The organism is Rhodoferax sp. PAMC 29310, from assembly GCF_017948265.1.
GTDB lineage: Bacteria > Pseudomonadota > Gammaproteobacteria > Burkholderiales > Burkholderiaceae_C > Rhodoferax.
In genome coordinates this window covers 1,854,093-1,874,887 of record NZ_CP072852.1, presented here as the reverse complement: position 1 = coordinate 1,874,887, position 20,795 = coordinate 1,854,093, and the positions used below count along the sequence as shown (strand labels likewise).

19 protein-coding genes are annotated in these 20,795 nt (G+C 57.6%); 6 read left to right on the top strand and 13 right to left on the bottom strand.

All coding sequences use genetic code 11. From position 1 onward, the window contains the following. Positions 1-177 precede the first annotated feature (177 nt). The 9 genes from dnaQ to J8G15_RS08470 form a co-directional block, all read right to left on the bottom strand. Complete coding sequence (dnaQ, locus tag J8G15_RS08510; RefSeq protein WP_210547059.1) at positions 178-1,263, bottom strand: DNA polymerase III subunit epsilon; 1,086 nt, start codon at positions 1,261-1,263, stop codon at positions 178-180. 58 nt (positions 1,264-1,321) lie between these two features. Beyond that, positions 1,322-1,870, bottom strand: a complete 549-nt coding sequence (locus J8G15_RS08505) for a hypothetical protein (protein WP_210547058.1) — start codon at positions 1,868-1,870, stop codon at positions 1,322-1,324. A gap of 15 nt (positions 1,871-1,885) precedes the next feature. Then, the gene (locus J8G15_RS08500; RefSeq protein ID WP_210547057.1) at positions 1,886-2,305 is read right to left on the bottom strand and encodes a helix-turn-helix transcriptional regulator; all 420 of its coding nucleotides are present in this window, start codon (positions 2,303-2,305) and stop codon (positions 1,886-1,888) included. Positions 2,306-2,349: 44 nt separating this feature from the next. After that, positions 2,350-2,622 carry a hypothetical protein gene (locus tag J8G15_RS08495; RefSeq protein WP_240538487.1) on the bottom strand — a complete coding sequence of 91 codons (273 nt, stop codon included), beginning with the start codon at positions 2,620-2,622 and terminating at the stop codon, positions 2,350-2,352. 46 nt (positions 2,623-2,668) lie between these two features. Then, positions 2,669-3,733: a hypothetical protein gene (locus J8G15_RS08490; protein ID WP_210547056.1), complete on the bottom strand. Its 1,065-nt coding sequence runs from the start codon at positions 3,731-3,733 to the stop codon at positions 2,669-2,671. Between the two features lie 678 nt (positions 3,734-4,411). Next, positions 4,412-4,624 (bottom strand): hypothetical protein, encoded by a 213-nt coding sequence (locus J8G15_RS08485; RefSeq protein WP_210547055.1) that lies wholly within the window; start codon positions 4,622-4,624, stop codon positions 4,412-4,414. Positions 4,625-4,754: 130 nt separating this feature from the next. Continuing rightward, a complete protein-coding gene (locus J8G15_RS08480) occupies positions 4,755-5,543 on the bottom strand; it encodes a BPSS1780 family membrane protein (protein WP_210547054.1) in 789 nt (262 codons plus the stop codon). After that, entirely contained in the window at positions 5,540-6,535 is a 996-nt protein-coding gene (locus tag J8G15_RS08475) for a homoserine kinase (RefSeq protein WP_210547053.1), read from the bottom strand. Before J8G15_RS08475 ends, J8G15_RS08480 begins: the two co-directional genes overlap by 4 nt. A 3-nt stretch (positions 6,536-6,538) precedes the next feature. Beyond that, positions 6,539-6,802 carry a hypothetical protein gene (locus J8G15_RS08470; protein WP_210547702.1) on the bottom strand — a complete coding sequence of 88 codons (264 nt, stop codon included), beginning with the start codon at positions 6,800-6,802 and terminating at the stop codon, positions 6,539-6,541. A gap of 52 nt (positions 6,803-6,854) precedes the next feature. On the opposite strand from J8G15_RS08470, the gene polA reads away from it, so the two are divergent. Continuing rightward, positions 6,855-9,677 (top strand): DNA polymerase I, encoded by a 2,823-nt coding sequence (gene polA / locus J8G15_RS08465; RefSeq protein WP_210547052.1) that lies wholly within the window; start codon positions 6,855-6,857, stop codon positions 9,675-9,677. A 24-nt stretch (positions 9,678-9,701) separates the two neighbouring features. On the opposite strand, the gene J8G15_RS08460 is transcribed toward polA, so the two are convergent. The 3 genes from J8G15_RS08460 to J8G15_RS08450 form a co-directional block, all read right to left on the bottom strand. Beyond that, on the bottom strand, positions 9,702-10,769 hold the full coding sequence (locus J8G15_RS08460) for a GGDEF domain-containing protein (protein ID WP_210547051.1): 1,068 nt from the start codon (positions 10,767-10,769) through the stop codon (positions 9,702-9,704). Positions 10,770-11,003: 234 nt separating this feature from the next. Continuing rightward, positions 11,004-11,654 carry a response regulator transcription factor gene (locus tag J8G15_RS08455; protein ID WP_210547050.1) on the bottom strand — a complete coding sequence of 217 codons (651 nt, stop codon included), beginning with the start codon at positions 11,652-11,654 and terminating at the stop codon, positions 11,004-11,006. An 11-nt stretch (positions 11,655-11,665) separates the two neighbouring features. Continuing rightward, on the bottom strand, positions 11,666-13,390 hold the full coding sequence (locus J8G15_RS08450; protein ID WP_210547049.1) for an ATP-binding protein: 1,725 nt from the start codon (positions 13,388-13,390) through the stop codon (positions 11,666-11,668). Between the two features lie 296 nt (positions 13,391-13,686). Between J8G15_RS08450 and J8G15_RS08445 the strand changes: the two genes are divergently transcribed. Next, positions 13,687-14,634 (top strand): AEC family transporter, encoded by a 948-nt coding sequence (locus tag J8G15_RS08445; protein ID WP_210547048.1) that lies wholly within the window; start codon positions 13,687-13,689, stop codon positions 14,632-14,634. On the opposite strand, the gene J8G15_RS08440 is transcribed toward J8G15_RS08445, so the two are convergent. Further along, positions 14,621-15,703: a LacI family DNA-binding transcriptional regulator gene (locus J8G15_RS08440; RefSeq protein ID WP_210547047.1), complete on the bottom strand. Its 1,083-nt coding sequence runs from the start codon at positions 15,701-15,703 to the stop codon at positions 14,621-14,623. The two genes, J8G15_RS08445 and J8G15_RS08440, sit on opposite strands and share 14 nt — an antisense overlap. 148 nt (positions 15,704-15,851) lie before the next feature. Here J8G15_RS08440 and J8G15_RS08435 point away from each other — a divergent pair, with 148 nt between their 5' ends. From J8G15_RS08435 to J8G15_RS08420, 4 genes are all read left to right on the top strand, one after another. After that, positions 15,852-17,531 (top strand): IlvD/Edd family dehydratase, encoded by a 1,680-nt coding sequence (locus J8G15_RS08435; RefSeq protein ID WP_240538549.1) that lies wholly within the window; start codon positions 15,852-15,854, stop codon positions 17,529-17,531. Next, positions 17,531-18,328 (top strand): HpcH/HpaI aldolase/citrate lyase family protein, encoded by a 798-nt coding sequence (locus J8G15_RS08430; protein WP_210547046.1) that lies wholly within the window; start codon positions 17,531-17,533, stop codon positions 18,326-18,328. Before J8G15_RS08435 ends, J8G15_RS08430 begins: the two co-directional genes overlap by 1 nt. 1 nt (position 18,329) lies before the next feature. Then, positions 18,330-19,406, top strand: a complete 1,077-nt coding sequence (locus J8G15_RS08425) for an ABC transporter ATP-binding protein (RefSeq protein ID WP_210547045.1) — start codon at positions 18,330-18,332, stop codon at positions 19,404-19,406. 119 nt (positions 19,407-19,525) lie between these two features. Next, positions 19,526-20,782: an ABC transporter substrate-binding protein gene (locus tag J8G15_RS08420; protein WP_210547044.1), complete on the top strand. Its 1,257-nt coding sequence runs from the start codon at positions 19,526-19,528 to the stop codon at positions 20,780-20,782. Positions 20,783-20,795 lie beyond the last annotated feature (13 nt).

Here is a 20,795-nt window from a genome sequence, read left to right as displayed (position 1 = left end):
GTTAATGACAATGCCTGCCCGATACCGGCCACTCAGCCTGCAGGCTGTCAGTCGGAAATTTGGCGATGATTTCAATAATCTCATCGCCCGCCACCATCCGTCCTAAGAGGGGTCAACGGTCGGAATGTGAGTGGCCCAACTACTGGTAACGTGAAGGGCATGAGGCCGCGCTCAGACTCAATTGCACCAGTAATCTCCATCACCGAAGCCCATTGGAACTGGTTCAGTCCTAGTATTCCATTTGAGCTGATCCTTCCATCGCTGAATCCAGAGTGCCTCAAGGCCAACGGCTATGTCCTTAGGATGCAAGGCGGAAACATTGCTTGGGAGTTTTCGCTTGAGTTCGTCGACTGATATGGACCATACGGCAAGCGGACCGCGGCCGGCATCAAGTTCAGACAGGTAGATGTTGCGGGTAGATTCCTGGTGATGAATGGTTTTGTGCCGGATCCAGCGGGCATTCAAAGCCGTGCTAGTCACCCATTTCCCAAGGTATCGAACTTGGCCTGCGTGGTCTGCGACTGCATAGAGCAAAGGTCCAACGACGCCTTTCCAACGCATCTCGTTGACTACCCGGTGGTCAATGATGCGCTTATGCATATCGCGATAGAAGAACGTTTCTGCGCGACTGGCCGTGAGCTCAATCGTTTTTTCCATGCCGAGTCGTTCCGGTGTGATTGTTTGACCTGCAAATGGTTTGGTTATTGGGGTTCTTGTTCGGATGGGCGAGATGGATTCGTCAGTTGGATTGTCAAATAATCTGAAATAAACATCAGCTAAGAGTTGCGCGTCTTCCAACGCGGAGTGGTGGCCTCGCTTCGTCGAATTCCCGGATCTTTGGATCAGAGAATCTAGCGACGCCGATTCCCCAGGATAGCGGGACTTGGCCAGATTCACTGTGCAAACGATGTCTGCAATCTGTTGCAGACGATCGCTGTAGCCAGCGGCTTCCAACTCCGCATTGATAAACCCGGTGTCAAAGGGTGCGTTGTGCATCAAGCATTCCGACCCCTGCAGGAAAGTCATAAAGCCTTCTGCAATGTCAGCAAACCGCGGCTTATCGGCTAGAAATTCAATGCTTAGTCCATGGACCTTCTGCGCATAGGGATCGATCGCACGTCCGGGGTTGAGGTACGTGTGGAAGCTCTTTCCCGTCAGCTTTCTATTTATGGCCTCAACTGCGGCCAGTTCGACAATTCGGTGACCTCCACTTGCGCTGAGCCCAGTCGTTTCTGTATCAATAAAGATTTGGCGTTTTACCATGTCGTTTCCTTGCGTTGACTGGGTTCAATTCTCCTGCACTTATCGCCGCCATGAGGCGTTAGTTGGTACGTTTCTTCTTGCCACCATCCCATAACGGAGTCATCTCGCGGGTGAGAATTCGTTCGATAACTTCCAAAGACTGGTTAGAGTTCATGTGATGCGACAACTCATCTCGCTGCCCGAAGAAATGAATCAGTTCGGAGTGAACGGCATAGCGAAATGTGTATGGCCCCTTTGCTTGCCTTATTCCGTCCGCGATATTAAAGACTGTGCCACCACTCTTTGTTGCATGTGTCCAGTAGTAGCTTTCTGGCTCGTTCTTGGGCTCGTTCAACTTTCTTCGTATCCATCGGTACAGTGGCCGTTCGACCTCTTCTGTCTTGCCGATGTAGCAAATTGCTCCCGATCTGTCGATTACAAAGTAGATGAACGGGCCTGATTTTTCACATTCTTCAAGTGGCCTGGTATCTGGCCCATGAGTGGGTCTTGGCGAAAGTATGGGGAAATCCATGTGGGCAAAGTCTGCTTTGTCTCTTTTGAATGTGCCTGGTTGTAGATCGGTGAATCTCCAGCCAAGATAGGTTGGGATATCAGTAAAGTTGAGCATAGTGCCTTTAGTCAGTTAGTGAGTCGTTGAGGACTGGGCAATGATGTTCAGAAACTCATCTAGGCGTTCTCGTTCCTCGGTGCGCAGACAAGCTAGGTACGGTCCGCCGGCGGCAGAACGCAAAGCTCTGACCATGCGCAATTCATCAGATGTCACTGCGGCATCAAGATGGCTTTTGATTGCGTCCCAGACATCGGGGTAATACTCACGCAGACACAGCTTCAGAAGATGGGCAGGATCCGTGTTGACTGCCTTTGCAAATGAGCCAAGTTTTGCCAGTGGGAGTTTAGTTTCGCCACTCTTGAGCATACTGATCATGTTTGGTTTTCCAAGCCCTGCTTCGTTGGCTATTTCCTTGCGCGTCTTTCCGCTTTTCTCAATGAGTGAAGTGAGAAAAATGGCAACTTCGTATCCCGTGGCAGCCGATGTTTGCATAAGCCTGAACTCCCTGTTGTTGGTAAAGTATTGGATCTGTGAGATCAATGACCGGCAATCCGTTGGGTTCGATGCCCAGCTGTTATGACCTTGAGGTCATCAGACACCACGGCATAGACATCCAGGTGATCGTTGAGAAGACTAGCCAAAGGTCCTGCGTAGGCCTTGACTCGGCGCCTGGATAATTTGTCGAAAAACATCTTGGAAACACCTGCCCCGGCTCGCTCACAGGAGCCGAACTGTAAAAGTAGATCAAGCAACATTGGCGGAATGGCCCGTTGCTTCGACCGTTTTTGAGCATGTTTGCTGATTTGCATGACGGTTACTCCTAGGGTTTCGGTTGGACAAGAAATTCGGGGGATGTCAGGAGGCGGATTGCTGTTGAAGCTGGTTTAGCTGCCACTGGCAGTTAGAGATTTCAGACTTGAGCGCAGCCTCTCTGGCGCGGAGCTTTAAGAGATTGGCGGGAAGTTCCAAAAGCGTGGCCAGTTGTTCCATCAACCCGCTGTTTTTTATGTGTTCGTGGTTCAGTCCGTATAAATCGTCAATGCGACACGCTCTTAGTGCAGTCGTAACCGCGTCCGTCAATGCCGCACGGTCTTGAGATTTTTCGCCGATGAAAGCCAAGCGGTCACACAACATCGAAGTGAATTCGTCGAAGCTGGAAAACTTCGAAGTGGAGAGGTCAAGTTCGGCCGATATACGTCCTGTTTGCACAGGAAGATACCTGCCCTTATCAATAAGCCATTGCTTGGCGACCTCTGAAGTAATGTAGGTCCGGCGATCATTTTTGGAAATTTCGAGAATTGGTGCCGTCTTACGGCTGATGTAAGAACGCAAAGACATCTCTTCCATACCAGAGAGCATGGCCAATTGCCTGATGGATAGGTCTCCAATACGGCCATCTTCATCTTTACCTGCATAGCTAAAGTGATAGAAGTCCTCTTTGCCTTCCAGGATCAAGCGGGCGTTTGCTAGTTCACACAGGTAAAGGCAGCGCTTTATTCCATCCTGTAGCCCTTTGTGCCCCTCGCCCGGGTCCCATTCCGCGACATAGTTTGATTTGAATAAATCGACTAGATATGCGGCAATCCACGTATGAATTGAGTCCCATTTGAAATCGTCGCTTCGAGTGCCCGTTACGGCGTAGAAACCGTAATCAAAATAATCTTCACATACGGGGGCAATGGCAAACTTCGATGCCTGCTCGTAAGTTATGCCGATTTCGTCAGGGGTACAACCTGCGTCCCAAAACTGAAACGAATGAACAGGGTCAAGCATGGGTAAAGGAGCGTCTTCAGCCGACATGTGCCGCAGCTTTCTCATCTCCAGCAACACAATGTTCTGGATGTCTATCCGCAATTGCTCGCGAGTGAAAGGGAGCGGGAAGACTGGGCTGCGGCTAGCTGAGGTTGATTGATTTTCCATGAGTACTCCATATTGGCAATATTGCCATTATTGCACACAAGAGCAATAATAGCAATATTGTTAATGTTGCCAGCATAGTAAAAATACAACGGACGTATCGCTTGGCTCGTACGGACCAGATCTACAGGCTAAGAACCCGGTTTAGTGGTTTCTTACGGGTCCCCTTTCGCGTTGGTCCAGGTAGAAGCTAATTTTGTGCTCGTCGGCAACCTTGAGGGTCAACGTCCAATCGTGCTCCCAAGAATCAGCTCCGCTTTTCCTCCACCACTAACCATCCGGTCGCTTCGGGCACCAAGCATGGCAGCCATAAATGATTCCTAGATAGTCGGGAAAAATTTGAAATTGAACTTCCAGAAAGCAGCCGATGGCGAGCGTCAGCAAACGCTGCGTACTTGACTTATAAAAGCGCCGAGTGACCGACTGCAATGTGTCTTTTTGAGACATCCAGCCGTTTGTTGCGAATGACAGCTTGCGGAATCACGATTGCCACGCAACTCTCGGCGGAATGCAAGGTACTAGCCGCTCACCTAGCCGCGAGATAGCTCATGCACGGCGCACGAAGCCGTGACGTGCTGCAAAGACTGAATAAATTGGCGAAGCGGAAACAGTGAAATGTTTAGTGGCCGATAGTGGAAAGATCAGTGGCATTCCGCACCAGCTGGCGAGGGCGGGGTGATTTCAGAGATGAAATCGTGTTGATGCCGGGCGAGTGGTGCGCGACAGCAGGCTGCAGCAGCGGCGAGCGCGGGGCGTGTCGTGGTCATCCAGATCGATGTTGCCGGGCAGTGGGCGGCCCCAGTCGGCCAAGGTGGTGGCCAAAACCCGTTGTGGTCTGACGCTGTGGTTGGTGTGGCGGGTGGCGCTGACGGAAAGATTGAATGAATTGTTCATGGCTCAGCAGTTACAAATGTGCAGAAGCCGACATTGGCTCTGCGCAGTCTATAAATCTGCTGTGACGCCGGTATGACACCCCGTCAATGGGAAGCAAGCACAGAGAGCCCCCGTGGCAGGGGCTTCTTGGTTAGGACTTGATTTCGACGATGTCGTCGGGCAACTCAAAGCAGTCGCGAAAACTGAAGTAGAGCGAGGTGAAGAACATGGAGACCATCACCATGAGAAGTGGCAGCATCAGGTCTCCGGCCAGCGCCGGGCTGCCCAGCAGGGTGGCCACGAGGGTGATGGCGAGAACCAGCAGCATCAGCACTCCGATCCAGCTCAGACCAAACACCACAAAGGCCCAAAAATTGCGAAGGCAAGCCACGATGCTAAAGAACAGGCTTTTGGCCGGTGTCAGCCCATGCCAATGCACCAGCGCTGGCGCATGCCAGAACAACAGCGATAAAGGCATGTGCAGGCCAATGAACACCCACATGGCCGATTGAAAGTTGCCTTCCAGCAAGACCTCACGTTCAGGCATGCTGCCACCGAGGTAAACGCGGGCAAAATCGCCGTCGTCAACCAGCCAGGAGGCGCCAATGGCGACCAGAAAGCCCAATGAATAAAGGCCGCCCAAGGTCAGCATGGCGCGAGCCTCGCTTTTGCCGGCGCGAAAAGCCGCGACCAAAATAACAGGCATGGGAAAGCGGCCTTGTGTGGCCTCCCGTGTGGCAGCCATCAGGCCCAGCGTGGCGGCTGGCAGGAAAGTCATGGCCAACATGAAACCAATCCACGGAACCAGACTGGCCACCGTCATGATGGCCATGAACATGAAAAAGAGACCGGCCAAGGCCAAGGGCTGCTTGAAAAAGGTCTGGATTCCGAGTTTGACCCACAAGGCGCCTGTGCGGGCTGGTACAACTTTGAGTTTCATGCGGTTGTCGCTAGGTCGTTCATGGACAGCGCCGGGCTGACGCGACCGCGCAGCACTCGCTCAAAGTGGCTGGGGTCGTGGGCTTGGAGCATGCTGGCTTCTCGGGGTAAGTGGTAGTCCCACAAGCGGGAAATCCAGAAACGAAGGGCGCCGGCGCGCAACATGGCGGGCAGCAGTTCGCGCTCGGCGGCGGTCAGGGGGCGCACGGTGCCGTAGGCGGCCATGAAGTTCTGCGCCCGCTCTGCATCATGGGCACCTGTGGTCAAGTCAATACACCAATCGTTCAAGGTGACCGCAATGTCAAACAGCCACGCATCGACGCCGGCGAAATAAAAGTCAAAGAAGCCGGTCAGGTGGGGTTGCCCGTTCACGGTGTCGAACATCACATTGTCCCGAAACAGATCGGCGTGAATGGGGCCGCAAGGCAGCGCCTTGTAGGCGGACGACTGGGCCACATGATTTTGATAGGCCAACTCGCTTTGAATCAGTTGAACTTGCGCCGCTGTCAAATAGGGCAGTACGACTGGAACGGTTTCATTCCACCAGCTCAATCCGCGCAAATTGGGCTGCGACAACTCGAAATCTCGACCCGCCAGGTGCATCTTGGCCAGCGTGGCCCCAACGGCCGCGCAGTGGGCTGCGGTCGGTTTGAGTTCGCTGCCACCGGTCAGTTTGCTCACGACCGATGCGGGTTTGCCTTTTAGCTCCAGCACCAACTCGCCCTTGGCATTGGCTGTTGGGTCGGGCACGGGAATGCCGTGCGTCGCCAGGTGCTTCATCAAGCGCAGGTAAAACGGCAGTTGCTCAAAGCTCAGCCGCTCGAACAGGGTGAGCACGTAGTCGTTCGTTTGCCCGTCCAACTCGGTGGAGACAAAGTAATTGGTGTTCTCGATGCCGCCAGAGCAACCCTTCATCTGGGTCAGGTCGCCCAGCTTGAGTTGCTTGAGCAGGGCAGCGGCTTCTTTTTCAGTAACTTCTGTGTAAACCGCCATCGCTCAAAAACCCAGAATTTTCCAGCTGCGCTCGCCGCTGTCGGGTTTCACGTCATAGGAGGGCATGCCGCCTTTGGGTTGAACGGTGATGGTTTTGGTTTCTCCACCCACCCGCAACTCGTCAATGCGGCTGCCGGCGTCTTCAATGCGAATACGCTCGGTGCGTTTTTCGATCGCCGTGCTGGGCGCCGCCTGAGGGGCGGGAGTCTGAGCCCAGCTGGGGCTGATCAAGGTGAGAAGTAGGGGGAGGAGGAGGGCTAGGCGCATGGGGCAATTGTAGAACCACCCCCGCCCCCCTGCTCGCAGGCAAAATGCTCCTATGAACGACTCTCAAAACAAGCCCAAAACCCTGCTGCTGGTGGACGGTTCCAGCTACCTTTACCGTGCTTTTCATGCCATGCCGGACTTGCGGGCCGTGCCGGGCGACGCGACCAGCGCGCCCACGGGGGCCATTCGCGGCATGATCAATATGCTGCAAAGCCTGCGTAAAGACGTGCCTGCAGACTTTGCAGCTTGCGTGTTTGATGCCAAGGGCCCCACCTTCCGGGACGATTTGTACCCCGAGTACAAGGCGCATCGCTCCCCCATGCCAGACGACTTGCGGGCCCAGATTGAACCCATTCACGAAGTGGTTCGCCTGATGGGCTGGAAGGTCCTGGACGTGCCCGGCGTGGAAGCCGATGACGTCATTGCCACCTTGGCCGTGACGGCCGCCGGTCAGGGGGTTCAAGTCATTGTGAGTAGTGGGGACAAAGACTTGGCGCAGTTGGTCAATTCGCACATCACCATCATTGACACCATGAACGGCCGTCGCCGCGACGAAGCCGGTGTGGAAGCCGAATTCGGCGTGCCTGCCCGATTGATGGTGGACTACCAGGCGCTGGTGGGCGATGCCGTTGACAACGTGCCCGGCGTGCCCAAAGTGGGGCCGAAAACGGCCGCCAAGTGGTTGCAGCACTACGGATCTTTGGACGAGGTGGTGGCCCACGCCCACGAGATCAAGGGCGTGGTGGGAGAGAATCTGCGCAACGCGCTGGACTGGCTGCCCATGGCGCGCCAGCTGGTCAGCATGAAGACCGATTGTGATTTGAAAGCCTGGTTGCCCGATCTTCCTGCTATGGATTCAATAGCTACTGGCGCCATGAATACGGGGGCTTTGGCGGTATTTTATGAAGAATATGGCTTCAAGGGCTTGGCCAGGGCTCTGGGGACCACGTCCGCAGGCAATGCCACGGTCAAGGCAGGGGCTGGCGCTGGCGCTTCCAAAAATGCAGCGCGCGAGCCGGACTTGTTTGACAGCCCCGACGAGTCGGCCACGGCGCCTGTGAGCCAGGTCAGCAATGTGGCCTACGAAACCGTGTTGACCTGGGCAACGTTTGACCAATGGCTGGCGACCGTCGAGGCCGCTGACTTGGTGGCCGTGGACACCGAAACGACCTCGTTGGACGAAATGCGGGCCGAAATTGTGGGTATCAGCTTCAGCGTGAAGCCTGGCGAGGCGGCTTATATTCCGGTGGCCCACCGCTACCCGGATGCGCCTGAGCAGTTGCCGCGCGAGGAAGTGTTGGCCAAACTCAAGCCTTGGCTGGAAAACGGCGCCAAGAAGAAGTTGGGGCAAAACATCAAGTACGACCGCCACGTCTTTGCCAACCACGGTATTGAGGTGCAGGGCTACGCCCACGACACCATGCTGCAGAGCTACGTGCTGGAGGTGCACAAACCTCATGGGCTGTCCAGCCTGGCGGAGCGCCACCTGGGGCGCAGCGGCATCAGTTTTGAGGATTTGTGCGGCAAAGGGGTAAACCAGATTTGCTTTGACCAGGTGGACATTGCCAAAGCAGCTGAATATTCGTGTGAAGACTCTGACCAGACACTGGACGTGCACTTGGCGTTGTGGCCGCAACTGGAGGCGGATGACAAGTTGCGCTTTGTCTACGAGCTGGAAATTACCAGCAGCGAGTCGCTTTACCGCATCGAGCGCAACGGGGTCTTGATTGACGCGCCCACCTTGGCGGCGCAAAGTCACGAGTTGGGCGCCCGGATTTTGCAGTTGGAGACGGAAGCCCACGCGTTGGCAGGACAACCCTTCAACCTGAGTAGTCCCAAACAAATTGGCGAAATTTTCTTCACCAAGCTCGGCCTCCCCATCGTCAAGAAAACTGCCACCGGCGCCCCCAGTACCGATGAAGAGGTGCTGGAAAAACTGGCGGAAGATTTTCCGCTACCCGCCAAAATTCTGGAGCACCGGGGCTTGGCCAAGCTGAAGGGCACGTACACCGACAAGCTGGCCCAGCTTGCCCACCCGCGGACCGGGCGGGTGCACACCCACTATGCGCAGGCCGTGGCTGTGACTGGGCGTTTGTCCAGCAACGATCCCAATTTGCAGAACATCCCGATTCGCACCCCGGAGGGGCGTCGTGTGCGCGAAGCCTTTGTGGCGCCAGCGGGGTGTGTGATTGCCAGCGCAGATTACAGCCAGATCGAACTTCGAATCATGGCCCACATCAGCGGCGATGCCGCGCTGGTGCTGGCATTTCACGATGGCATGGACGTGCACCGCGCCACAGCCGCCGAGATTTTTGGCATTGGCACGGGGGAGGTCACCACCGAGCAGCGCCGCTACGCCAAGGTCATCAACTTTGGCCTGATTTACGGCATGAGTGCCTACGGGCTGGCGCGCGCCTTGAGCATTGACAACACGGCCGCCAAAAACTATATCCAGCGCTACTTTGACCGCTACCCCGGCGTCAAAAACTACATGGACCACACCCGCCAGACCGCCAAGGCACAGGGCTATGTGGAGACCGTATTTGGACGGCGCCTTTACCTGCCGGAGATCAATTCACCCAACGGCCCCCGTCGCGCCGGCGCAGAGCGGGCGGCCATCAACGCCCCCATGCAGGGAACGGCGGCCGACCTGATCAAGCTCAGCATGGTGAAGGTGCAACAGGTACTGGATGAGGAAAAGCGTGGTACCCGCATGATCATGCAGGTACACGACGAATTGGTGTTTGAGGTGCCTGAGGCCGAGGTTGAGTGGGTTAAGCACGAAATTCCTCGTTTGATGGCCGGGGTGGCCAATCTTAAAGTGCCTCTATTAGCCGAGGTCGGAGTGGGCGCGAATTGGGATCAGGCTCACTGATCTTTTGGGGTGAGCGCGCCGTCGTCAGCTCAGCGGAACGGGGCGGCTGCGGGGCGTGTCCGGGTCGATGTCCCAATCTTCTTGGCTGGCTGATTCATAGCGGGCGCGACCCCCTGTTTTTGCCCGGTACATGGCCGCATCAGCCGTATTGACCAACAGTTTGGCATTCGTGCCGGAACTTGGAACCACAGTGGCGACGCCAATGCTGATGGTCACATTCTTCGCGGTTGGCGAGGCAGCATGGGGCATGGCCTCGCGGCGAAGGCGGTCCAGGCATTTTTGGGCGGTTTCACACGCGTGGGCATCGTCGGCGCCAGGTAGCAGCAGCACAAATTCTTCGCCACCGTAGCGCACGGCCATCTCGCCCGCGCGACGCACACAGTCTCCCAACGCGTTGGCGACTCGCCGCAGGCACTCATCGCCGGCCAAATGACCGTAGTGGTCATTAAAATTTTTGAAATGGTCAATGTCGACCATCAAAAGACTGAGTGGCAACTGGGCGCGACTCGCGCGTTGCCACTCAACGTCAAGCGCCTGATCAAAACTGCGCCGGTTGGCCAGGCCTGTCAGGCCATCGGTGGAAGTCTGCTTGGTCAGAATCTGGTTGGTGGCTTCCAGCGTTTTTCCCCGGCGAACCATGTCCGTCACATTGACCCGTGCTGAAATCAAATACCCGTCGGGGGGGCGCGTGTGCTGAACATTGACCCAGACGTCACCGGCAAGCTCTTGAAGCTCGGCGTCCCCTGCATTGTGGCGCTGGGCCAGGTGCTGAGTCAGCCACTGGTCTTCGCAACCGATGGCGGCTGGAATCAGGTGGCGCCGCAAATTGCCACGCATCAAGGCTTCATAGGACTGACCAATGTGATCCGGGATGTGAAAGTCCGCCAGAACGTGGTTGACGCTCTTGTTGTAAAGCACGAGCCGGTCGTTGGCATCCCAGATTTCCAGGCCGATTTTCAGCTCATTGAGCGTGGACGCCAGAAGTTTTCGGCTCGCTTTCAAGGAGTTTTTGGTCGCTGAGCCGTTTCGGGGCGGCTCGGTACGGCCCCTCTTGCGGCTCAGGGAATTGCGCAGGGTGTCAAACAGGCCCATAACACCCTCGTTCTGTCTCTTGTCGGGCCAGATTCTGCCGCGCACACTCTGCGATACCTCCGCTGTTGTGGCCAATCTCAGTGCGGCTTTCGTCCTTGCAAGAGGTCGTCAAGCGGCCTTTTTCAAAGCTGCAGGACGGCATTCCAAGAGTGCGGGTCACAAAGGTCATACAGCGCAAGAATACCTGATTTGCCTCAAACAGGTCCCCGAATTGAGCGATCTTGTCGGATGCCATCACACACTGGTGAGCCCGGTTCGAATTGCATATTTGGTGAGTTCGGCCACATTGTGCAAATCCAGTTTAAACATGATGTTGCGACGATGCACGTCCACAGTGCTGGTGGCAATGTGCAACTCTTCGGCAATTTGAGGAGACGTTAAACCGTCGGCAAGCAGGCGAAGCACCTCCGTTTCGCGCCGCCCCAGGCGTTTGTTGTCCCGAGGGCCCATTGAGCCTTTGTGACCACGTCGACTGGCTTCTATCAGGGTCGCGGTGGCTTCCGGGCACAGAAAGATTTTTCCTTGCGCAGCACTTTTAATGGCTTGAAGCAATTGATCGCCCGCAGCAGACTTCACCACATAGGCGGTTGCCCCGGCTTCCATCATTTCCATGACAAATTTCTGGTAGTTGAAGGCTGACAACGCAACCACATGCACCTGGGGGAATTGGGCGCGCACCTGGCGCGTGGCCTGAATTCCGTTCACTTCGGGCATGCTGATGTCAATCACCAGCACGTCCGGCAGGAGTCTTGCCACGGTTTGAAGAACTTGCGACCCATTGCCCAGCTCGCCCACCACTTCAACCTCGGGTTCTCTGGCCAGCATCAAACAAAGCGCTTCCCTGAACATGGTGTGATCATCAACCAGCAAGACGCGAATGGGCATGGTGACAGCTCCTAGCCCTTGTTGTCTGACGCGTGGGCGGCCAGCAGTGGAACCTTGATGAACACCGTGGTGCCGTCACCCGGGTTGCTGCGAATGCTGACTTCGCCACCCATCAATTGAATGCGCTCACGCACACTCAGCAAACCAAATCCGCCCTGACCGTTGGTGGCCAGGGCCTGATCGGGGTCAAATCCTGCGCCAGCGTCGCTGACTGTGACGAGCAGTTGCTGGTCTTTGGTGCGCTCGGTGCGCACGACGGCGTGAGCGACATCGGCGTGTTTGGCGGTGTTGATTAGCAGCTCCCGAATGGCGCGAAACAGGGTGGCGCTTACATCGGGGTCAAGTGGTTTGGGCTTGCCATCGTCCTCGGCGACCACGTCGAGTTTGTACATTTTGTGCATTTCGTCGGCCATCCACTCCATGGCCGCTGGCAAACCCAGTTCGTCCAGCATGGGCGGGCTGAGTTGAAACGCCATCACGCGCACTCGGCGGTTGGCTTGATCCACGGCCTTGGCACAGTCATCCATGGCAATCTGCATGAAATCGGGAACGGGCAACTTGCCCATGGTTGCAATCTTGAGCTTGATCAAGGCCAGCATCTGCCCCAAATCGTCATGCAGGTCCTGGGCCAAGGAGCGGCGCTCACGTGCTTCAGCCACAGCGAGTGCCGCTGAAAGGGTGCGCAATCGGTCAGTTTGAGCCCGCGACTCGGTGAGGTCCAGGTTGGCCCCGTTGTCCGGGTGGGTTGAGTGCCCGGCTTCGGAGATGTCTGTGATGTCGGTGAAGGAGATGACGACGCCGTCCACCTGAGATTTCCCGTTGAAATAGGGCGACACACGACGCAAAATCCGACGCCCGCTTTGACTCGGCTGGGGCGTGGTGACCATTTGGTAAACCAACTGATGTGACGTTTGGCTGGACATGACGGCAACGGCAGTGTCCATTAATGCATGACCGGCTTGAGTCAGTGAGAAGTCGCCCAGCGGTCGACCCCGATCACTGGGCAAAAACGGAACAAACGCTGTGACCGCCGGGGTGAATCGTTGGATACGAAACGTACGATTGATGCAAAGTGTGGCCATGTTGCCGCTATCAAACAAGCTTTTGAGTTCTTGCTCGGAGGCAGCCAGTGCGTGTAGCTTCGCGCCGAGCTTCAGGTTGATCGACGTCAGTTGGTCATTGGTGGATTTGAGGTTCTCTGCGGCAATTTCAAAGCGCTCAATGGTGGTTTGCTGGTCGTCCCGGGTGGCCTGCACGACTTCTTCCAGGTGACGAACCAGCGTGGCCTCGGCCGTGTCGGCAGCGGGCAGGGCCGAGGCTTGGCCTTGCTGGCGCAGTACCACCAAATACAAGGTGCCCGACTTTCCGCTGGAGTGCGGCGTGACCGTGATCTCGACCGGCATATAGCCCTGGGCGCACCGTATTCGAGCGCCCGTCGTGACCACAGTCACTTGGGTGGCAGCGGCCTCGTTCAGGGCGTCGCGCAGCCGCGCGTGCAGTCCTTCGCGGACCATGAGCAATAAGTTCTTCACCGGCACACCGCGTCGGCGCAGCAAAAAAATTTCAGTGGGGCCGCAGTGGTACAGCACCGCGTTGTCAGCATTGACCAGAATTGCCGCCGGTGAGAACCGATCCAAAATCAGTTTCTGTGTCACCCCTGCCAGCTCGCTGAGGGGCGGAGTGGCGTGAGAGGTCGCAGTCTTGACGGGCCGGCGGGTGACGGGCAGATTGGACAAACTAAACCCTCCCTGGCTGCAATGTGGCTGACGCAGGTTGAACCATTTCGCCCCGATGTCTCCACGCATCTTTGGGAAAGCGCCCGGAATCGCACAAGAAGACCGGAAATACCGCGAATTTTGGTCTATTTTAGGCAGTTGAGGAATCTTATCAATGCGTTTTGTCAGATGTGCTGCATGCCGAGGACAACGGTGACCATCCCTGCGCAACGAGTTGGGGGTGACCGGGGCACCTTGACCGAAAAAGCCGGTGAAAATAAGCAACAACCTGCTCTGACCCTTTTGATTGCCTGCCCGTGAACAACCCTGTCCTCTCCGCACTCTTGCCCGTGATGCTGTTGATTGCTATTGGTTTTATAGCTGGTCGTGCAGGTTGGATAAGGGCTGAGGCCACAAAAGATCTCTCAAATCTGGTTTTTATGGTGTTGACGCCAGCCTTGCTGTTTCGAACCATGAGCACGGTGCATGTGGAAGACCTCAATTTCAAACCGGTGGCCATGTACTTTGTGGCCGCTGCGATTCTGTTTTTTGCCATGTTCTTCTGGAAAGGTGCGACCCGACGGGCTGCCGTGTTGGGGCTGGGCGCCACCTTCAGCAACACGCTGGTGATTGGTACCCCGCTGATCGGACTGGCCTACGGTGAGGCGGGACTAATCACCTTGTTCACCTTGATTTCCGTGCATGCGCTGGTGCTGTTGACGATGGCTACAGTGGTGCTGGAGTTGTCCGTGGCCCGCGAGGACGCGGCGAGCGGCGCTGCGGCCGGGCGCCCGATGTTTCGCACCATTTTGACGGCGATGCGCAACGGCATCATTCACCCGGTGCCGCTGCCCATCATTGTGGGACTGCTGTTTGCGCAGACGGGGCTGGTGGTGCCCGAGGTGGTGGACAAACCGCTGCAATTGCTGGGCAATGCCTTTGGCCCGCTGGCGCTGGTGCTGGTGGGGGTGACCATCACGAATGGGCGAGTCGGTAAGCAGCTCAAGGCCGCCTTGGGGCTGAGCTTGATCAAAAATTTGGTGTTTCCCGCCATCATGGCGGCTGTGGGGTGGGCCGCGGGCATGCACGGCCTGCCTCTGAGCGTGATGATTGTGGCCGCCGCTTTGCCGATAGGCGCCAATGTATTCATGTTTTCCCAGAAGTACGAAGTCGCTCAGGACCTCATCACCGCCAGCCTGGCCGTTTCGACGGTCATTGGCGTGGTGACCATTTCCCTGGTGATGGCGCTGGTCAGCTTGATTTAGGCGGCAGCCGGGTGGTGTTGCGCATAATCAACGTCGGCTTGAGAGAGTTTGAGACGCCGTTGCACAACGGTTTTAAGTCCAGGTCGCTCAATATTTTCAGGCCGGCGTTTTGACCAATGTCATAGCGGGGTGCCGCCATCGTGCTGATGCCACCGCCCAACTGGCCGGCGATGGGGAAGTCGCCAAACCCGAGCAAGGCCAGATCAGTGGGCACATGAATGCCGGCCTCCTGCGCTTGCAACCACGCACCAGCAGCCAAGTGATCGTTGGCAAAGGCCATGCCGTGGGGCAATTGGGCCGGGTCTAGTCCCAGCAAGGCTTTTCGTCCCGCCGCCATCGGTTCGCCACGCTCGGCCCTGATGATGCGCACCGTGGCGCCGGCCCGCTCGGCCGTCGCCGCAAATCCCTCGCCGCGCTCATGGGCGCGAAAGTCTTCTTCCACGCCACTGTCCACATAAACCAGGTCGGTGTGACCGCACTCCAGCAGATGTTGGGCCATGGTTTGGCCCACGCTGCGGTGGTTGAAGCCAATCTGGATGAACTCCACCTCTGCGGGATCTTTCTCCCAAATCTCGATGACCGGCGTGCCACTGGCCTGTGCCTGTCGCAACAGGGCCATGGCCCCGTCTGTGTGGCGCAACCCGGTGACCACGAGAGCGGCTGGGGCCCAGCCCATCACGGCGCGCAACTGTTCCTCTTCGCGTTCCAGGCTGTAGTTGGTGGACGCCAGCAGCAACTCCAAGCCGGCGGGTTGCAACACATCAGACAGGCCCTGCACGGTCTCGGCAAAGATGGAGTTGGCGACGTTGGGAATGATGGCGGCCACGATGGCAGAGCGGCCACTGGCCAAAACACCAGCCTGCTTATTGGGCGAGTAGCCCGTGTCGGCCAGGGCTTGGCGGATGCGCTCCCCCGTTTCATCGGACACCCGGTGGGGCTCACGCAGCATGCGGGACACCGTCATGGTGGTCACGCCCGCGCGCCGAGCCACGTCAGCCAAAGTGGCCTTGCCATGGCCACGGCGGCCAACCGACGTGACAGCAATTTTGGGTGAATCAGGGTTTTCCATGATGATTTTTACTCAGATTGTCGTTAATGTTAGCGCTAACATAAAGTCCTTGTTATTAATCTGAATCAACCGTAGGTGTATCACTATCTTGAACGATCGAAAAACACTGGCTGAACTGCGCAGCCGCCGCTGGTTTGCCGACACCGGCATGCGCGGCTTTGCACACCGACAGCGCATGCAGCAGCAGGGCGCACGCCGGGAAGACGTCATGAATCGCCCGATGATTGCGATCATCAACACCTGGAGCGACCTGTCACCGTGCCACGCGCACTTTCCCCAGCGGGTGGAGTCGGTCAAAAAAGGCATTTTGGCCGCCGGTGGCTACCCGGTAGAGCTGCCCGCCATGAGTTTGGGTGAGGTCATGGTCAAGCCCACCACCATGCTGTACCGCAACTTTCTCGCCATGGAAGTGGAAGAGCTGTTGCGCAGCCTGCCTTGCGATGGTGTGGTGATCTTGGCTGGGTGTGACAAGACGACGCCGGGCACCCTCATGGGCGCGTTCAGCATGGACATTCCCACACTGTTTGTTCCTGCCGGGCCCATGCTCAATGACCGCTACGTCAAAGACGGTGTCTCGCGCAGCATTGGCGCAGGCACCCACACCCGCATTTTCTGGGACGACTACCAGGCGGGAAAGATTGATGCTGCCGAGCTGCAGCATCTGGAGAGCCGCATGACGCGCGCCCCCGGCACCTGCAACACCATGGGCACGGCCTCGACCATGACCGGCATGGTGGAAGCACTGGGCCTGACTTTGCCCGGTGCCAGCAGCATCCCCGCCATGGACTCGGCCCACACCCGCATGGCCACCACCTGTGGCGAGCGTATTGTCGAGATGGTGTGGCAAGACCTGAAGCCCTCCCGCGTGGTGACGCGTGGCTCGTTTCAAAATGCCTTGGCCGTGCAGATGGCGCTGGGCGGCTCCACCAACGCAGCGGTGCACGTCATAGCCATGGCAGGGCGCCTGGGCATTGAACTGAGCCTGGATGATCTGGATGCCATGGCGCAAACGGTGCCCGTGTTGGCCAACTTGTTTCCCAGTGGTGACCGCTTGATGGAAGATTTTTATTACGCCGGTGGCCTGCCTGCGTTGATGAAAGTCATTGAACCCTTTTTGTCCACCACCGAACTCACGGTGGCAGGCAGCACGGTGGCGCAAAACCTGTCGAAAGCCGAGGTGCTGGATCCCGATGTGATTCGTCCGCTGGACCGCCCGGTGAGTCATGCCGGCGCTTTGGCCGTGTTGAAAGGTAACTTGGCGCCCAACGGTGCGGTCATCAAGCCCAGTGCCGCCAGTGAAAAGCTGCTGAAGCACCGGGGCCCGGCCTTGGTGTTTGACAACCAACCCGAGATGCTCAAGGCCATGGCTGACGAGGCCCTGGATTGCGACGAAAACACCGTGTTGGTGCTGCGCAATGCTGGCCCCGTGGGCGCACCCGGCATGCCGGAGTGGGGCAATTTGCCCATTCCCGCCAAGCTGCTCAAACAAGGTGTGCGCGACATGTTGCGCCTGAGTGATGCCCGCATGAGCGGCACGCACTACGGCACCTGCGTGCTGCATATTTCTCCTGAAAGTGCGGTCGGTGGACCGCTGGCGCTGGTGCGAACAGGCGACATGATTGACCTGGATGTGGCGCAGCGACGCCTGCATTTGGAGGTGTCGGCCGAAGAGCTGGAGGCCCGGCGGGCCGCCTGGATACCCACCTCAGCCTTGCCAATGCGTGGCTTCACTCGCTTGTACCAGCAGCATGTGACCCAGGCGCATGAAGGCTGCGACTTCGACTTTTTGCAGGGCAATTCGCCTACCCCTGAACCGGTGATTTTCTGATGAACAACCCTTTCAAAACCTTGTTGGCGCGCAAAGACCTGCCTGCCGGCTACCCGGTCGGTTCCTGGGTCATGTCGGCCAGTCCGGTGGTGGCCGAGGCCATGGGCTGCGCCGGTTACGACTGGGCGGTGCTGGACATGGAACACACACCACTGGACATGATGGAGATCATCTATCTGCTGCAGGCCGTGGCGGGCACCCCCATGGTGCCCATCACCCGCGTGCCGTGGAATGACGCCGTGATGGTCAAGCGGGTGCTAGATGCCGGCGTGCAGACGGTGATGTTTCCCTTTGTTCAGTCGGCTGAAGAGGCCCGGCGGGCGGTGTCTGCCGCCAAATACGCCCCCGAGGGTTCGCGTGGCATGGCAGGCATGAGCCGCGCCTCCCGATTTGGCACGGTCAAGGACTATTTCAAGGTGGCCAACGCGGGGGTGAGCGTCATTGTGCAAGTTGAAACCCCAGAGTCCATGGCCTGCATTGAAGAAATTGCGTCCGTACCGGGCGTCGATTCGATCTTCATGGGGCCGGGTGATTTGAGCGGCGCCATGGGCCATGTGGGAGATTTGTTGCACCCCGAGGTGGTGGCGCTGATGGCCGATGGCGTGAAGCGCTGTCACCAGGTGGGCAAGCCCGTGGGCACCGTGGGCGGCACGCCCGAGGCGGTGGCCTTGTACCGGGCGGCCGGGTTTGACTACATTGGTTGCGGCTCTGACTTGGGCTTGCTGATGCGCCAAAACGCTGCTGTGCTGTCGGCCATTCGGGCGCAGGACATTCAAATTCAAAGTCAAGGGTATTGAGATGGCAAGCGTAGAACTCCAACAGGTTCGAAAGACCTACGACGGCAAGAACGTCATCATTCACGGCATGGACTTGCACATCGAGCACGGCGAGTTCGTCGTGTTCGTGGGCCCCTCGGGCTGCGGCAAGTCCACCTTGTTGCGCATGATTGCCGGCCTGGAAGAGATCAGTGGTGGTGATGTGGTCATTGATGGCAAACGTGTGAATGATGAGCCCCCGCGCAACCGCGACATCGCCATGGTGTTTCAGGACTACGCGCTGTACCCGCACAAGAGCCTGTATGACAACATGGCCTTTGGCCTGCGCCTGCGGGGGACGCCTGCCGACGAGATTGACCGCCGGGTGATGGACGCGGCCCGCTTGTTGCGCATTGATCACATGCTGGACCGCAAGCCCGCCGCTTTGTCAGGCGGGCAGCGCCAGCGGGTGGCCATTGGCCGCGCCATCGTGCGCCAACCCAAGGTGTTTTTGTTCGATGAGCCGCTGAGCAATCTGGACGCCCAGTTGCGCACCGAAATGCGCACCGAGATCAAGCGCTTGCACCAGCGCTTGGGCGCCACCATCATCTATGTCACCCACGACCAGGTGGAGGCCATGACGCTGGCCGACCGCATTGTGGTCTTGAGTGCGGGGCACAAGATGCAATACGACACGCCCAAGAACATCTACAACACGCCTGCCGCCTTGTTTGTGGCCGGGTTCACCGGCTCGCCGGCCATGAATCTGGTGCCCTGCACGCTGGCAGACGGCCAGGTGGTGCTGGGGAATTGCCGCTTTGTCTTGCCGCCGGCTTTGGCCCTTGCCGGCGCCACAGCCAAAGACTTGCGATTTGGGATTCGGCCCGAGAACGTTGCCCTGGACGCTGGCGATGGCCGGGTGCCGGTGTCGGCCAAAGTGGCACTCACCGAGCCGCTGGGGGCTGAAACCCTGGTGACTTTGAGCGTGGGCAACTGCGAACTGGTGGCGCGCTGCCCAGCCAGTTTTGAGTTGAATCCAAGTGAGTCATTGACGGTGTACTTGAGCCTTAGCCATATGCATCTGTTTGATGCCGATTCCGGTTTGGCGTTGGTCGCTTGACTGAAATTGGTTTGCTATTAAAAAGAGAGCTTCTCCCGAACGGTATATCTGGGCCGGAGGCCTAAAAGCCATGAAATTCTTGAGTTTAGTTGTTTGATATTTATACCAAGGAGACTGCAATGAAACGTTCCCATCTCGTCACGCTGGCACTGGGCGCCAGCCTGGTTGCTGGCATGGCTTCGGCCCAGCAAACCACTTTGCGTGTGTTCTCGGGCGGCCAAAACCAGCGCCCGGATTTGATGCGCAAGTTGTTTGACCAGTTCCAGGTCGCCAACCCCGGCATCAAGGTTGACATCGAAACCGGCGGGGCGACGTCAGAATTGCAGCGCCAATACCTCAGCACGGTGCTGAATGCCAAAGATTCGGCCATCGACATCTTCCTGATCGACATCGTCAACCCCAGCCAGTACTCCAACGCCGGCTGGATTGAGCCGTTGGACAGCTATGTGGGTGGCACCGCCGCCTTGAAGCCGTATTTGCCTGTTTATGCCAATGCCAATGTGGTGAACGGCAAAGTTGCGGCCATGCCCGCGTTTGCGGATGCCATGTTCATGTACTACCGCAAAGATTTGCTGGAAAAGTACAAGCTGGCTGAGCCGAAGACTTGGGACGAGTTGAGCGCAGCCGCCCAGACCATTCAAAAAGGCGAGGGCAACCCGAACCTGCAAGGCCTGAGCATCCAGGGCGCACCCATTGAAGGCGCCGTGTGCACCTTCTTGCTGCCTTACTGGAGCGCCGGCAAGTCGTTCAATGACGCCAATGGCAAGCTCACGCTGGACAAAGAAGCGGCCACCAAAGGCATGGAGATGTGGCTCAAGCTTGTGGACCAGGGCGTGATGAAGAAAAACATCGCCGAGGTAACCACACCGGCCACGGTGAACGAGTTCAAGGCTGGTCAGGTGGCTTTTGCCATCAACTGGGGCTTTGCCTGGGACCGTTTCAAAGACGACGCTGACAGCCAGGTCAAGGGCAAGGTAGGCGTGATGCCATTGCCCGCAATGGCTGGCGGCAAGAGCGCCACCTGCGTGGGTGGCTGGCAGTGGGCGGTGAGCTCCTTCAGCAAGAGCAAAGCTGATGCCGCCAAGTTGGTGCAGTTCATGGCCTCTCCCGCATCAAGCAAGTTTCTGGCGGTTGAAGGCTCCTTGTTGCCCACCGTGGAAAGTGTCTATACCGACGCTGATGTGATCAAGGCTGTGCCTTGGTTCAAAGATGCCGCCAAAGTGGTGGTGGCCGGTCGTGCCCGTCCCATTAGCGCGCGCTATGGTGAGGTGTCTGACGTGGTTCGCACCACCACCAGTGCCATCTTGGCCCGGGTCAAGACACCGGCCGATGGCGTGGCAGAAATCGAAGGCAAATTGAACCGCGTCATGCGCTAAGCGAACCAGGACT

Coding starts and splice junctions, on each gene's coding strand:
- dnaQ (WP_210547059.1), bottom strand. CDS start 1,263: ATGGTAAAACGCCAAATCTTTATTGATACAGAAACGACTGGGCTCAGC.
- J8G15_RS08505 (WP_210547058.1), bottom strand. CDS start 1,870: ATGCTCAACTTTACTGATATCCCAACCTATCTTGGCTGGAGATTCACC.
- J8G15_RS08500 (WP_210547057.1), bottom strand. CDS start 2,305: ATGCAAACATCGGCTGCCACGGGATACGAAGTTGCCATTTTTCTCACT.
- J8G15_RS08495 (WP_240538487.1), bottom strand. CDS start 2,622: ATGCAAATCAGCAAACATGCTCAAAAACGGTCGAAGCAACGGGCCATT.
- J8G15_RS08490 (WP_210547056.1), bottom strand. CDS start 3,733: ATGGAAAATCAATCAACCTCAGCTAGCCGCAGCCCAGTCTTCCCGCTC.
- J8G15_RS08485 (WP_210547055.1), bottom strand. CDS start 4,624: ATGAACAATTCATTCAATCTTTCCGTCAGCGCCACCCGCCACACCAAC.
- J8G15_RS08480 (WP_210547054.1), bottom strand. CDS start 5,543: ATGAAACTCAAAGTTGTACCAGCCCGCACAGGCGCCTTGTGGGTCAAA.
- J8G15_RS08475 (WP_210547053.1), bottom strand. CDS start 6,535: ATGGCGGTTTACACAGAAGTTACTGAAAAAGAAGCCGCTGCCCTGCTC.
- J8G15_RS08470 (WP_210547702.1), bottom strand. CDS start 6,802: ATGCGCCTAGCCCTCCTCCTCCCCCTACTTCTCACCTTGATCAGCCCC.
- polA (WP_210547052.1), top strand. CDS start 6,855: ATGAACGACTCTCAAAACAAGCCCAAAACCCTGCTGCTGGTGGACGGT.
- J8G15_RS08460 (WP_210547051.1), bottom strand. CDS start 10,769: ATGGGCCTGTTTGACACCCTGCGCAATTCCCTGAGCCGCAAGAGGGGC.
- J8G15_RS08455 (WP_210547050.1), bottom strand. CDS start 11,654: ATGCCCATTCGCGTCTTGCTGGTTGATGATCACACCATGTTCAGGGAA.
- J8G15_RS08440 (WP_210547047.1), bottom strand. CDS start 15,703: ATGGAAAACCCTGATTCACCCAAAATTGCTGTCACGTCGGTTGGCCGC.
- J8G15_RS08435 (WP_240538549.1), top strand. CDS start 15,852: ATGCGCGGCTTTGCACACCGACAGCGCATGCAGCAGCAGGGCGCACGC.
- J8G15_RS08430 (WP_210547046.1), top strand. CDS start 17,531: ATGAACAACCCTTTCAAAACCTTGTTGGCGCGCAAAGACCTGCCTGCC.
- J8G15_RS08425 (WP_210547045.1), top strand. CDS start 18,330: ATGGCAAGCGTAGAACTCCAACAGGTTCGAAAGACCTACGACGGCAAG.
- J8G15_RS08420 (WP_210547044.1), top strand. CDS start 19,526: ATGAAACGTTCCCATCTCGTCACGCTGGCACTGGGCGCCAGCCTGGTT.